This window comes from Truepera sp. (assembly GCA_032027045.1).
GTDB lineage: Bacteria > Deinococcota > Deinococci > Deinococcales > Trueperaceae > JAAYYF01.
Genome location: JAVSMU010000001.1, coordinates 1181487 through 1194851 on the forward strand (window position 1 = coordinate 1181487; position 13365 = coordinate 1194851).

11 protein-coding genes and 1 riboswitch are annotated in these 13365 nt (G+C 68.0%); of the genes, 5 read left to right on the forward strand and 6 right to left on the reverse strand.

Annotation, left to right across the window (positions count from 1 at the left end; all coding sequences use genetic code 11):
- Positions 1 to 9: 9 nt before the first annotated feature.
- The 4 genes from ROY82_05390 to ROY82_05405 all read right to left on the reverse strand — a co-directional run bounded on the left by ROY82_05390 (position 10) and on the right by ROY82_05405 (position 3702).
- Positions 10 to 930 carry an ABC transporter permease gene (locus ROY82_05390; protein MDT3681900.1) on the reverse strand — a complete coding sequence of 307 codons (921 nt, stop codon included), beginning with the start codon at positions 928 to 930 and terminating at the stop codon, positions 10 to 12.
- Positions 927 to 1748, reverse strand: coding sequence for an ABC transporter permease (locus tag ROY82_05395; protein ID MDT3681901.1), 822 nt, complete (start codon positions 1746 to 1748; stop codon positions 927 to 929). Before ROY82_05395 ends, ROY82_05390 begins: the two co-directional genes overlap by 4 nt.
- A 282-nt stretch (positions 1749 to 2030) precedes the next feature.
- Positions 2031 to 2882, reverse strand: a complete 852-nt coding sequence (locus ROY82_05400) for an inositol monophosphatase family protein (GenBank protein MDT3681902.1) — start codon at positions 2880 to 2882, stop codon at positions 2031 to 2033.
- Between the two features lie 43 nt (positions 2883 to 2925).
- A complete protein-coding gene (locus ROY82_05405) occupies positions 2926 to 3702 on the reverse strand; it encodes a class I SAM-dependent methyltransferase (GenBank protein ID MDT3681903.1) in 777 nt (258 codons plus the stop codon).
- A 322-nt stretch (positions 3703 to 4024) separates the two neighbouring features.
- Here ROY82_05405 and ROY82_05410 point away from each other — a divergent pair, with 322 nt between their 5' ends.
- Positions 4025 to 4927, forward strand: coding sequence for a c-type cytochrome (locus ROY82_05410; GenBank protein MDT3681904.1), 903 nt, complete (start codon positions 4025 to 4027; stop codon positions 4925 to 4927).
- 19 nt (positions 4928 to 4946) lie between these two features.
- Positions 4947 to 6338: a hypothetical protein gene (locus ROY82_05415; protein MDT3681905.1), complete on the forward strand. Its 1392-nt coding sequence runs from the start codon at positions 4947 to 4949 to the stop codon at positions 6336 to 6338.
- Between the two features lie 38 nt (positions 6339 to 6376).
- Here the strand turns inward: ROY82_05415 and ROY82_05420 are convergent, their stop codons facing one another.
- Positions 6377 to 7495, reverse strand: coding sequence for a DegT/DnrJ/EryC1/StrS family aminotransferase (locus ROY82_05420; protein ID MDT3681906.1), 1119 nt, complete (start codon positions 7493 to 7495; stop codon positions 6377 to 6379).
- Positions 7496 to 7596: 101 nt separating this feature from the next.
- On the opposite strand from ROY82_05420, the gene ROY82_05425 reads away from it, so the two are divergent.
- From ROY82_05425 to metX, 3 genes are all read left to right on the forward strand, one after another.
- Complete coding sequence (locus ROY82_05425; GenBank protein ID MDT3681907.1) at positions 7597 to 8277, forward strand: hypothetical protein; 681 nt, start codon at positions 7597 to 7599, stop codon at positions 8275 to 8277.
- Positions 8278 to 8476: 199 nt separating this feature from the next.
- Positions 8477 to 8599, forward strand: a riboswitch (SAM riboswitch).
- 487 nt (positions 8600 to 9086) lie between these two features.
- Positions 9087 to 10415, forward strand: coding sequence for an aminotransferase class V-fold PLP-dependent enzyme (locus ROY82_05430; GenBank protein MDT3681908.1), 1329 nt, complete (start codon positions 9087 to 9089; stop codon positions 10413 to 10415).
- 22 nt (positions 10416 to 10437) lie between these two features.
- Complete coding sequence (metX, locus tag ROY82_05435) at positions 10438 to 11742, forward strand: homoserine O-acetyltransferase (GenBank protein ID MDT3681909.1); 1305 nt, start codon at positions 10438 to 10440, stop codon at positions 11740 to 11742.
- Here metX and ROY82_05440 read toward each other — a convergent pair.
- A complete protein-coding gene (locus ROY82_05440) occupies positions 11717 to 13297 on the reverse strand; it encodes an ABC transporter ATP-binding protein (protein ID MDT3681910.1) in 1581 nt (526 codons plus the stop codon). The genes metX and ROY82_05440 overlap by 26 nt on opposite strands.
- Positions 13298 to 13365 lie beyond the last annotated feature (68 nt).

Here is a 13365-nt window from a genome sequence, read left to right on the forward strand (position 1 = left end):
GGTGTCCGCTTAGGAGTACCGGATCCTGGGGTCCAGGGCCGGGTAGACGAGGTCGGCCAGCAGGTTGCCGACCACCACGAAGAGGGCGGTGACGATGACGCCACCCATGATGACGGGGATGTCCACCAGCTGGATGGCCTGCCAGATCATCTGGCCGATGCCTGGCCATCCGAAGACGCTCTCGACGATGACGATGCCGCCCATGAACACGCCGATGTCGAGCCCCACCAGGGCCACCACGGGCAGGACGGCGTTCTTGAGGACGTGCTTGAAGACCACCTTGGTGGGGAACACGCCCTTGGCGCGGGCCGTGCGCACGTAGTCCTGCCGCAGTACCTCGATCATGGCGCTGCGGGTGACTCGCGCGTACCAGCCGCCGCCTGCCAACCCCACCGTTATCGCGGGCAGGATGACGTGCAGCGGCGTGCCGTAGCCGCCCAGGGGGAAGATGGGCAGCAGGTAGCTGAGGAAGTAGATGAGAAGGAGCCCCACCACGAACTGGGGCGCCGAGACGCCCACGAAGGCCAGCGCCATGACGGTCTGGTCGACGCCCGTGCCGCGCTTGAGGGCGGCCATGATGCCGGCCGGGAGTCCGATGAGGAGCTCGAAGACTATTCCCGCTAGGGCCAGTTGCACCGTGGGCAGCAGCCTGGCCCTGATGAGGCGCGTGACCTCTGCCTTCTGGGCGTAAGACCGCCCCATCTTGCCGGTCACGAGACCCTTGACGTAGCTCACGTACTGCACCGGGAGCGGCCGGTCGAGGCCCAGTTCGGAGCGGATGCTCGCCACGGTCGCGGGGGTGGCGCTGCGCCCCGCGATCATGCGGGCCGGGTCGGCCGGCAGCAGGAACACGAGCAGGAACGTGATCACGGTGACGCCCAACATGACGCCCACGGCTTGCAGCAGTCGCTGAGCGAGGTACCAGATCATCGGCGCTCCGACAGGTCGAGCGCGTCGCGCAGGCCCTCGCCCAGGAGGTTGAAGGAGAGGCTGGTGATGAGGATGGACACGCCGGGGAACACGACCAGCCATGGGGCGTTGAGGAAGTATGACTGGCTCTCGTTGATGATGCCGCCCCACGACGGCGTGGGGGGCTGCACGCCGACTCCCAGGAACGAGAGGCTGGCCTCCAGCAGCACCGTGGTGCTGATGCCCAAGGTGCCGAACACCATGAGGGTGGAGACGAGGTGCGGCAGGATGTGCTTCACGAGCGTGCGGAAGGTGCCCACGCCCAGGGCGCCGGCCGCCTCGACGAACTCGCGACGGCCTATCGACAGGACCTGCGCGTACACGGCCCGCGCGATCCATACCCAGTTCACCAGCGCGATGACCAACGCCACGATCCACAGGCTGGGGCGGAGGATGGCGGCGAGCGCGATGGCGAGGATGAGCGCGGGGAAGGCCGTCATGACGTCGGTTATCCGCATGAGCACGGTCTCCGGGACGCCCCGGAAGTAGCCGGCGGCGACCCCGACCATCAGGCCGATCAGTACCGCTACGCCGTTGGCCGCCACGCCCACGATGAGGCTGATGCGGGCCCCGTAGATGACGCGCGAGAGGAGGTCGCGCCCGAGTAGGTCCGTCCCGAACCAGAACGGCCTCTCGGGCGGCAGCGGGAAGCCTTCGAGCGTCAGCCCGTCGAAGTACTGCTTGGCAGGATCGTGAGGGGCGAGTAGCGGCGCGAAGATGCTGACGAACAGCACCAGGAGCACACCGATCAGCCCAGCTACGGCTGCGCGGTTGCCCACGAACCTTCTCACCCACTTAGGCGCTCGCCCTACTGCACTGCCACGACCGACGGCCTTCGCCGCGCTCCCGCTCGCCACTGCGTAATGCCCTCCCGGCTCGCCCCAGAACCCCTCAGACGATTGTATACAGGTGGCTCCGCAACGGCCAACCGGTCTTGGGTCCGCGGCGTCCAAGGGGCCGGAGTGTCCTGCGCAGGGTCGACCGTGCGCTTGCCTATCGGGGGCGCGTAGTCCGACATGGGCGCCGAGGAGGACGGGCGAACCGCGCGCTTGCCTATCGGGTCACGGGCGGGCCCAGCGGTCCAGGAGCCCGAACCCGGCGGCGAGCTCACGGGCCTCGCCGGTCACCCGCGGCGCGCCTGCTGCCACGTTCAACTGCGGCGCCCGCAACCAGTCCTCGCCCCCGCCCCAGATCTCGAAGCTCCCACCGGCCTCGCGGACGATCACGGCGCCCGCTGCCACGTCCCAGGCCTTCAACCCGAACTGCCAGAAGAAGTCAACGCGGCCGTCGGCCACGAAGCAGAAATCGCGCGCCGCCGAACCGCTGGCGCGAACCCCTGCGGAGGCGCCCGCAAGGCGAGCGAAGAACTGCTGCTGCGCCGCGTGGTCTCGCACCGACTCGGTGAAGTTCGTGGTGAGCAGCGAGTGCGAGAGAGGTGGGTCCTCCGCGAGCCTCAGGCGCTCGTCGCCAAGCCAGGCGCCGCCGCCCTTGACGGCCCAGTAGACGCCTCCCGAGGCGGAATCGTAGATGGCTCCCACCACGCTCTCGCCCGCTTGCACCAAGCCGATCGACACGCAGAAGCCGGGGTAGTTGCGCACGAAGTTGTGGGTTCCGTCGATCGGGTCGATGACCCAGACGGGGTCGGTGTCGTCGAAGTCGGTCAGGCCCTCCTCGCCCAGCAAGCCGAACGCCGGGTAGGCGGCCCGGAGCTCCTCGGCTATGCGCCTCTGCGCCTCCACGTCCACGCGCGTGACCACGTCACCCGGGGAGGTCTTGGTGCTAATCCCTAAATCGGCGTGGCCCCTGAAATGCTGCAACTGCTCGTGCCGCGCCCAACTCCCGACCTTCAGAGCGAGGGGCACGAGGAGGTCCTTGACGGCGTTGAGTTCGGCGCTGCTCAGCGAGTCTGCCATGCCGACGATGCTAACCCTGAGTAGGCCCCCGACCGGGCGACCCTCACCGCGCCATGAAGAAACCGCTGCTGACCCTCACCCGCAACGGCCCCCCGGCCAAGCGCCGGCGCACGCCTTCCTCCCACTCGGCAAGGCTTTTCAGGACGGCCGCGCTGGGCGTTTCTGGCAGGTAGACCAGAGAGCGGAGGTAACCGAGCACGACGGCCTCGTCGTCGACCAGCAGCTCCTCCTCGCGCCTCAGCACGCTCACGCGGTCGAACTGCTCGCCTAGTTGCTCGGCCCCGCTCTCGAGCGTGAACTTCAGCGGTGCGCTTGGTTGCACATCCACCACGCCCGCGAGCGGACCCGCAAGCTCCTTCAGGCCGGCCAGGTGTTGCTCACCGTTCGTGGCGGCGAACAGCGTGCTGCCCGGTGCCAGCACCCGGCGCAGCTCCGCCACGCCCCGTGCCAGGTCGGGGACGTGATAGAGCATGTGGTTCGCGAAAGCCATGTCGAAGGCGGCGGTACCGAACGGCAGGTCCTGGACGTCGGCCCGAAGCACCCGGGCGCTCAACCCTGCCTCGGCTGCCGCACGCTTGCTGGCCTCCACCATCCCCTCCGAGATGTCGGTCAGGGTCAAACGCCAACCCGGCGGCACGCGGTCCGCGTTGGTGCTCCAGAGCCGCGACGTCCCGGCGCCCACCTCCAGCACGCGGGCGTCCCCCACTGCCGGCGCGTGGGAGAACAGCCAGCGGTGGAAGTCCTCCTGGCGGCTCGGATAACGCTCGTAGAGCGCGATGCGGGCCTTCAGCCTGTCGGGGGTGCGGTAGGCGTCCAGCATTTACCGAACGTTACACGCCTACGCACACCCTTGAACCGTATTGCCGAGTCGATGGGCCAGTGAGTCGCGGATGCGCAACGTGAAAGGGCGAGGCATATGTGTCGCGTCACTGCGCCCCGTGCTCGTCGGGCCCTAGAGTTCTGGCGAAGCATGGACCACGGAGTTCAGGTGTGTCTGGTGACAAGGGGCCCGCAAGCTGCTGCTTGCGTCGGGCGGGCTCCTCGCGCCGCACGGCGACTTCCGAGGCCGTGACTTCGGGAAGGGGAAACGTATGAGTAGAGTAGGTCGATGGGCCTTCAGGGTCCTCGTTCCTCTAGGCTTGATGCTCGTCTTCGCCGGTGCCTCGGCCAAGCCCGCTTACTTCGTTCAGGCGAACGTCGTGAGGGGCGCGGTAGGGGCAATGGGCGCGGTCTGCGTGGCCAACTCGGTCTTCGTGCAGGGCGAGGAGATCGTGTGGCTCGCGTACGTGTACGACGCCGACACCGGCGAGCTGATAACCCAGGCTGATATCGACGCCAAGGGCATCAAGGTCTACGGCGAACTGGACAGTGGCGTTAAGGTCGAGCTGCACTACGGTCCACACCCGCCTGGCGCGCCGCAACAAGAGGTGTACTACGCCGCGGCTTGGCAGATTCCAGTCGACTACGCCACCGGCAGTTACCAGTGGTCCGTAGTGGTGGAGGACGCCGCTGGCAACACCGCTAGCTATCAACCCATGGGCCACACCGTTGGCCTTGGGGGCCTAAACATCGTCGCACCGGCTTCGGCCGGTGCGACACCCGCCCCGTCCGGTGCGCCCGCTGCTCCGGCCGGCGCGGCTTCCACTCCACCCGCCACTACCACCGCCGACGCGGCCCCCGCCGCCGACGGCAAGAAGCTATTTGATTCCAACTGCGCTGCCTGCCACCAGGCCACCGGTGTCGGCATCCCCGGTTCCTTCCCGCCCCTCGCAGGCAACCCGATCATCACGGCCGACGATCCGACGTTGATCACGCGTATCGTGCTGTACGGCTTGCAGGGCAAGATCACGGTCGAGGGTGTGGACTACGACGGCGTCATGCCGGCTTGGGAGCACGTCTTCAAGGACGACGAGATCGCCGCCATCCTCACCTACGTTCGCAGCCAATGGGGGAACTCGGCCAGTGCAGTCGACACCACCTTGGTCGCAGCTCAAAGGGCGAAGCCGGGCTCGGCCGATGACAACTACGCTCAGCTTCCGAAGTAGAACCTTACTGGCGGCCGCAGTGCTGGCCGTAACCGGTATGGCCTTCGCACAGGATGGCAAGCTGAGCTTCTCGCCTGCTTCGGGGTCGGTGGGCACCTCGGTCACGGCCACGGCCTCAGGCCTCCGGCCGGGGCAGGCCTACGACCTCGTGTGGGCTAGCGCTGACGCCGCCTGGAACGCGGCCGACGGCGAGTTCTACGGAGTCACGGCGGAGGAGACCCGCTCCACCCTCGGCCAGTTGGCGGCCGATGCGCAGGGCAACGCAACCCTTACCTTCACCGTGCCCGAGGACTACGGCTACATGCACAACGTGTTCGTCTCGCAGGGCGGGGACGAAGCCGCCAGGCAGGGCTTCGTGGTGGTTCCGAGCCTCAGCATCTCGCCCACGTCCGGACCCCCTGGAACCCCGATCACCGTGACGCTCACGGGGGTCGGCTACCGCTTCTGGGAGTTGGTGTGGCACCTCCTCTACGATGGCGCGCATAGCGGCTGGATCTCGGCCATCACCACCAAGGGCACCGCCACGGCGATCATCCCGGCCACCGGCCCCGTCGGCCTTCATTCGCTCCAGGTGCTTTCCGGCACCCACCCAGTGCCCTACCTCAACCAGCAACAAGCGCCCATCTACCTCCCGCAGGTGCCCACGGTGATGGGAGCCCTTTTCGAGGTCACTGACGGTCCGGCAGTGGCCTGGCCCTCCTTCGGCGAGCAAGAATTGCCCAGGCAGCCGGGCACCCAGGCGCGCGACACGGGCGCCGCGCTTATGGCCGACTTCCTTAGCGGCACGGTTGGCAGCCCGGTCAAGCTCTCCGGCGTCGGTTTCCCCGCGGGCGCGGCGATAGACCTGAGTTTCAGCGCCGTACGCGGCAACCGCCTGAGCGGCAAGGGCTGGGACGAGACCCAGTTGCCCCTCGGCACCGTGACCGCAGATAGTAAGGGCGCCTTTGAGTACTCCTTGACGACCCCCGACGACTTGGGCGGCTCACACACCATCACCGCCACCAGCGGCGACGTCAGCGCCGACTTGGTCTACACCATCACCGCCAGCATCGCCGCCGCACCGACGGCTCCGGTCGAACCCGGGGGCGACATCACGGTCACCATCAAGGGCGTGGGTTGGACCGAGACGGCCAACATCTTCACGCTGCTGCTCGACAACGGCTACATCGGTTACGGCTGCGGCTTCAATAGCAAGGGCACCGTCACCATCAACCTCAAGGCCCCGGCCCGCTCGGGCACGCACTTCATCAGCCTCTACCCGGCCATCTACCAGGGCGACCTGGCCGGTCCGGGCGCGCCGCCCAACACGGCAACCGCCAACGCCACTTACCTGCAACTACCCATGCTCAACTACCAGGACCACCCGGTGGAGGAGATCCCTGCCTTCCAGATCGCCTTCGAGGTCAAGTAGTCGCACGGCGCGCCTCCTACCTCAGGAGGCGCGCCGCTCTAGAACGCTGCCCTGGCCGCCTCCGCCACGAGCCCGATGGCCTCGTCCGGCAGCCACGGGTGGATGGGCACGCTGATCACCCGCTCGCAAGCGCGTTCGGCCACCGGCGCCTCACCGAAGTGAGCGCCGGCGGGCTGGCGCGTGAGCGGCGCCGGGTAGAAACGGCTGAACGCCACGCCCCGCGCCCGCAGGCCCGACTCGAAGGCCTCGCGCCTGGCAGGAGGCAGGCGCAGCGTGAACTGGTGGTAGCGGTGCTCGGGCCGCTCGGGCGGCAGCGTGAGCCCGTCGGGGCCCACAGGCAGCCCGGCCAACGCGGCGCGGTAGGTACCGGCCCGTTCCTGGCGGCGGGCGTTCCATGCATCCAGCTTTTCCAGCTTGATCCGCAGCACGGCGGCCTGTAGGGCGTCGAGCCGCGAGTTGTGACCCAGCCCCTCGTGCAAGTACTTGTTCTGTGGGCTCGAGCCGTGGCTGCGCAGGCTCCGCAGCTTGCTCGCGAGTGCGTCGTCGTCCGTGGTGATCAAGCCACCGTCGCCGTAGGCCCCGAGGTTCTTGGTGGGGTAGAAGCTGAAGGCGCCCAGGGCGCCGAAGGTACCCACGCGCCTGCCCCCCAGCTTGGCGCCGAACGCCTGCGCGCAGTCCTCCAGGACCGGGATGTGGTGAGCATCGGCGATGGCCACGATGGCCGAAACGTCGGCCGGGAGGCCGAAGATGTGGACGGGGAGGACGGCCTTGGTGCGCGGCGTCAGGGCCCGCTCGAGGAGTTCGGGGTCGAGGTTGAGCGTCTCCTCGGCCACGTCGACGAACACCGGGGTTGCGCCCAACCGCAAGATGGCCTCGCTGGTGGCGAAGAAGCTGAAGGGCGTGGTGACCACTTCGTCCGCCGCGCCCACGCCCAACGCCTCGAGGCCCAGGACCAGTGCGTCGGTGCCGGAGTTCAGGCCCAGGGCGTGGCGCGCGCCCAGGTACCCGGCCGCCTCGCGCTCGAACCCTTCCACCTCCGGGCCCCCGATGAAGTGGCCGGTGCGCAGCACGCGCTCGACGGTGGGTTGCAGCTCGCTCCAGATCTCCTCGACCTCGCTCTTCAGGTCGAGCATCGGGTAAACAACGTCGGTCGACACGCCGGTAAGCATAGGACCAATGACCCGCTCGCGTGCGGGGGCGCCCACATATACTCAGACTCGGTTGACCGCGTTTACGGTCGGCCCCAGGAGGCTTTAAAGTGCGATTCGAAGGCAAGGCTCGAGGGCGCAAGCGGCGCCAGGTTCTCGCCCTGGTGGCATGCCTCGGCCTGCTCGGGGCGGCCGCGGCGCAGCGTCCGGTGACCCTGAGCGGGACCATCATCAACCCGACGGGCAAGTCGGGCACCGTCGTGGCCTGGGCCGGATATTTCAACATGAGCCCCAGCGGCGCCGTCGCGTTCGGCGAGGTTCTAGCAGACGGCAGCTTCAAGTTCGACCTGCCCGCGCAACTGCGCGGCGACGTGCTTCACCCCATCGAGGCCAAGAACGTATGCCAGAGCGGCGGTCAGGACCTCCGCATGGAACCGAGTAGCGCGCTGCACATCCTCGTCAACACCCTCATGGCGTTCGACACGACCTCCACGCCCGTCGTGGCGATGCTGGCCTCCTCGAAGGACCTTCTCGACCGCCTCGCGGTGGATAAGCACGACGTGAAGCCCGGCGACGCGCTCGGCTATTACCTCTACTCCTACGAACCTCTCACGATCTCCGGCAGCTGCGAGAGCGCGGACGGCCTGAACGTGACTTACGACGTGCGTGCCTCGAAGGGTTGGAACCTCATCAGCTACACGTTCGAGGAACAGGGCGGCACGGTCGTCGGCAAGTTCCAGACGGTGAGGAGCCTCCCCGCGGAGCTCACCTGGGTGTCGCCGGTCGACTGAGTGCCGTAGCTGTCGGTTGGGTGTCGGTAACTCTGACGTTCTGGGCGGCCGCGCCACGCATGGCCCGTGTCAACTCGAAACTAATTCGTACCGGGGGTGGCCTTGCGCTCTCGCCCGGCCGCATGTTCTACTGCCGAATCGTTCGCGCCGGGCCAGGCGCCCACGCGAGCGGTGCCGCCACCGAGCAGGACGTTGGGTGGCCTTATCGAGAGCGGCCGAGGGACCTGGCCCGACGACGCCGCAGCAACCAGCCTTCATTCAGGCGGGTGCTAACTCCAGCCGGAAGCACAGCCACGATGGTGAGCGACCGGACAGATAGGGGCGAAGAGCCTCATCTTTACGACCCGAAGGAACAGGCGCGTGCCAACGAGACGATCTCGGGCCCAGCGCCGAAGCCGGAACGGTCATCGAGGAGGGCCGGCATGCACCACTTGCAACTACACGCGCACCGCTTGAGGCGCCCGGGCAACACCCCTTCACCTCAACGAATGTTCTAGGCGGCTCTGGCCGCGAAGCCGAGGCGCTCCGCCCCTACGGCTGGTGGGGCGGGCGGTTCGGCTGCATGGCGCCCGCGGGTGGCCGGTAGACGCGGACCCGCCGGCTCCACTAACGCACGAGCAACGCGCTAGTACGGTTGTGCACGAGCACGCATGCTAGTGCACCCGCTCACAAGCAACTTTGAGGGGCACCCGCTCACGAGCACCCATGCGCATGCACACAAGCGCCAGCGATCCGACTCGCTCGGGAGCACCCCAAGACCTTCGTTCCCACCGCGCTGACCGCGGACCTTGAACAGGAGCACCACCCAAATGGCCTACCGCTTCGAAACGCTGCAGATCCACGCCGGGCAAGAGACGGTGGAGGGCACCACCAAGTCTCGCGCCGTCCCCATCTACCAGACGACCGCCTACAACTTCGACAGCGCAGATCACGCCGGGCGGCTCTTCGCGCTGCAGGAGTTCGGCAACATTTACACCCGCATCATGAACCCGACCAACGACGTGCTGGAGAAGCGCATCGCGGCCCTCGAGGGGGGAGTCGCGGCGCTTGCGACCGCTAGCGGGCACGCCGCCGAGTTCCTTACCTTCACGATGCTGGCCGAGACGGGCGACAACATCGTGGCGTCGCCCAACGTCTACGGGGGCACCAAGAACATGCTGAGCGTCTCGCTACCGCGCCTGGGCATCGAGGGGCGCTTCGTGGGCGGCGACGACGACCTGGCCGACTACGACCGCCTGATAGACGAGAACACCAAGGCCGTCTACCTCGAGACCATCCCGAACCCCAGCCTGCGCCTGCCCGACATCCGGTCGATCGCCCAGCTGGCCCATGACCGCGGCGTGGCGGTGGTGGTCGACAACACGGGCGGCATCGGCGGCTACCTCTACCGTCCGGGCGACCACGGCGCCGACATCGTCATCCACTCTGCCACCAAGTGGATCAACGGCCACGGCACGGCACTGGGCGGCCTGATCGTCGACATGGGTTCTTTCGACTGGGGCAATGGCCGCTACCCCGGCTTCTCGGAGCCCAGCCCCAGCTACCACGGGCTCGTCTTCTCAGAAGTGTTCGGCAAGGGCTCGCAGTTCGGCAACATCGCCTTCGCCATCCGCGCCCGCGTGGAGGGCCTCCGCGACCAGGGCCAGGCCCTCGCCCCCCAGAACGCGTTCCTTCTCCTGCAGGGGCTCGAGACGCTCAGCCTGCGCGCCGACAAGCACATCGAGAACACGCGCAAGCTCGTGCAGTGGTTCCTGAAGCAACCCGAGGTTGAGAGCGTCAACTACCCCGAGCTCCCGGGCCACCCGAGCTACGAGCGCGCCCGCGCCGAGTTCCCCAAGGGCGCCGGTGCGTTCTTCACCTTCGACATCGAGGGCGGCACCGAGGCTGGGAAGGCCTTCCTCGACGCCGTCAAGCTGGCCTCGCGCCTCGTCAACCTGGGTGACGCCAAGACCTCCGTCACCCACCCCGCCAGCACCACCCACTCGCAGCTCGACGAGGCAGGGCTCATCGCCGCGGGAGTGGCCCCGGGCCGCATCCGCGTGACCCCAGGACTGGAGCACATCGATGACCTCATCGAGGACTTCTCCCAGGCGCTGGCGGCAGCCAGAGGCGAGCGCGCCGGCGTCGCGGCCGACTGATAGCGGCAGCCGCATTAGGCCCGTGAGCCACGAGCGCCCCGAGCGCCCAGTCCTCGTCCACGAGACGTGGGGCGATCATGCCGCCCTCATCGCCCGCGCGAGCACGGGCAAACAGGGGAGCGTGGGGCAGGTTCGGCCGCGCCTGGCGGACGTGGCCACCCCCGAGCGACCGCTGAACCTGCAGCGCGGCGGCCGGCTCGAGCGGGTGGCCGTGGCCTTCGAGACCTACGGCGAACTGAACGAGGACGGCAGCAACGCCGTCCTCATCGCCCACGCGCTCACGGGCTCGGCGCACGCCGCCGGCGTCACCGACCGGGAGGACGTGCCGGGCTGGTGGGACCCACTCATCGGCCCCGGCAAGCCGGTGGACACGCGGCGCTTCTTCGTCATATGCAGCAACGTGCTCGGCGGCTGCTACGGCACCACCGGGCCGAGCAGCCTCGACCCCGACACGGGCCACCCCTACGGCCCCGACTTCCCCAGCTACACGATCCGCGACATGGTGGAGGTGCAGCACCGGCTCCTCGTCCAACTCGGCGTCACCAGCCTGAGGGCCGTCATCGGCGGCAGCATGGGCGGCATGCAGGTCCTCGAGTGGGCGGCCGGCCACCCCGAGATGGTGCGCGGCATCGTGCCCATCGCCATCGGCGCGCGTCACTCCGCCTGGGCCATCGGCCTGAACGAGGTGGCACGGCGCGCCATCACCGCCGACCCGGCGTGGCAGGGGGGCCGGTACGCGCTCGAGCGTCAACCCGAGACGGGCCTCGGGCTGGCCCGCGCCATCGCCATGCTCACGTACCGTTCGTATGACTCCCTGGAGCAGAAGTTCGGACGTGAGCGGGTGAACGGCGACGTGCGCGGCTCCGATCGAGGCGTGCGCAACCCCAAGGACAGCCCGCGCGGCGCCACATCAGGCTCGCACGGCGCCAGCGCAGACTCGCACGGCCCCACCGCCGCCTTGCGCGGTGCCAACGACGCCCTCGACGCTTCGTTCCAGATCGCGTCGTACCTCGCCTATCAGGGCGTGAAGCTCGTGGAGCGCTTCGACGCCAACACCTACTTGAGCCTCACTCGCGCCATGGACGATTACGACCTGGCCGAGGGCCGGGGAACGCTGCGCCAGGTGTTGAACAAGATGACCATGCCCGCGTTGGTCCTGGGTATCGACTCAGACGTCTTGTACCCGGAGGCCGAGGCCAAGGCCCTCGTGGAGCACCTGCCCGCCGCGCGTTACGCCACCATCTCCTCACCGCACGGTCACGACGCGTTCCTCATCGAGTACCCGCAGCTTGCGGCGCAGCTCAGGCGCTTCCTCCAGGACGATTGACGCCCGGGGCCGCGGTGCCCGCCTGCTCCAGCGAGCCGGCCATCATGAGCCCGAGCTTCTCGGGCGTCGCCTCGGCCTGGCTCATCTCGCCCATCACGCGGCCCTCGTACATGACGATGATGCGGTCCGAAAGGCTCATGATCTCGTTGAGGTCGGCGGAGACGAGCAGGACCGGCAGGCCCGCGTCGCGCGCGGCGACGATCTGCTGGTGGATGAACTCGATGGCGCCGATGTCTACACCGCGCGTGGGTTGCGCCATGACGAGGACGCTCGGGCCGCGCTCCAGCTCCCGCGCCACGATGAGCTTCTGCGCGTTACCCCCGGAGTAATGGCTGACGGTGATGTTCGGGTCCGTTGGCCTGACGTCGTAGTCCTTGATCAGCTTGCGCGCGTGATCTTCTATGACGCCCGCGCGCAGCAGGCCCACCGCGCCCGTGTAGGGGGCCAGGTAATGATCACCCAGGATCGAGTTGAGAGAGGCCGAGAACGGCATCACCAGGCCGCGGCCCGTGCGGTCCTCGGGAACGTGGCTGATACCGAGCTCGTGACGTTGCCGCACGTCGTGTTCGGTGATGTCCTGCAGCGCGGGGTCCTGCCGCGACCGGGCGAGCACGGTGCCGGAGTCGGCGAGGCGCAGGCCGGTGATGACCTCGACCAGCTCCGACTGCCCGTTCCCCTCGACACCCGCGATCCCCAGGATCTCGCCGTGCCTCAACTCGAAGCTGACGTCGTCCAAGACGTTGCGCGGCTTGGTGACGTGCTTGAGCACCAGGTTCCGCACCTCCAGCGCGACGGTGCCGGGGTCGGCGGGGCCCTTCTTGACGCGCAGGAGCACGTCGCGGCCGACCATCATGTTGGCCAGGCGGCGCTGGTCGGTGTTGGCGCGTTCCACCGTGCCGATCATGGCTCCGTCACGCATGACGCTCATGCGGTCGCAGATCTCGACCACCTCGTCGAGCTTGTGGCTGATGAACACGGCCGCGTGGCCCTTGGACGCGAAGTCTCGCAGGAAGCGGAAGAGACCGACCGTCTCCTGGGGAGTGAGCACGGCCGTCGGCTCGTCGAGAATCAGGATGCGCGCCTGGCGGTACAGCGCCTTCAAGATCTCGACCTGCTGCTGCAGCCCTACGGGCAGGTCCTCGATTCGGTTGTCCGGAGCGATGTCGAACCCGAACTCCTCGATGAGCTCCTCGGTACGGCGGGTGGCGGTACGCATGTCGAGCACGGGGCCCACGCGCGGCTCGGAACCCAGCACGATGTTCTCCGCCACCGTGAGTGGCTCGACGAGCATGAAGTGCTGATGCACCATGCCGATGCCGAGGGCAATGGCCTCGCGCGCCGAGCGGATGACGACGGACTTGTCGTTCACCTGGATCGTGCCGGCATCGGGTTGCTGCATGCCGTAGAGGATCTTCATGAGCGTGCTCTTGCCGGCGCCGTTCTCGCCGACGAGCGCGTGCACCTCGCCCCAGTCCACCGTGAAATCGACGTCCTGGTTGGCTATCACCAGCGGGAAGCGCTTCGTGATGCCCCGCATACTGACGGCATGGGCCATGCGCCAGTATACTGGCGTCGAGCTGGCCGGCGTAGGGCTGGCTCAGGAGTTCTAGCCGCACCGGTGGT

What these genes read in the sequence shown, in the direction of transcription:
- ROY82_05440 (MDT3681910.1), bottom strand. Translation starts at nt 13,297, where the DNA reads ATGGCCCATGCCGTCAGTATGCGGGGCATCACGAAGCGCTTCCCGCTG.
- ROY82_05400 (MDT3681902.1), bottom strand. Translation starts at nt 2,882, where the DNA reads ATGGCAGACTCGCTGAGCAGCGCCGAACTCAACGCCGTCAAGGACCTC.
- ROY82_05410 (MDT3681904.1), top strand. Translation starts at nt 4,025, where the DNA reads ATGCTCGTCTTCGCCGGTGCCTCGGCCAAGCCCGCTTACTTCGTTCAG.
- ROY82_05430 (MDT3681908.1), top strand. Translation starts at nt 9,087, where the DNA reads ATGGCCTACCGCTTCGAAACGCTGCAGATCCACGCCGGGCAAGAGACG.
- ROY82_05390 (MDT3681900.1), bottom strand. Translation starts at nt 930, where the DNA reads ATGATCTGGTACCTCGCTCAGCGACTGCTGCAAGCCGTGGGCGTCATG.
- ROY82_05405 (MDT3681903.1), bottom strand. Translation starts at nt 3,702, where the DNA reads ATGCTGGACGCCTACCGCACCCCCGACAGGCTGAAGGCCCGCATCGCG.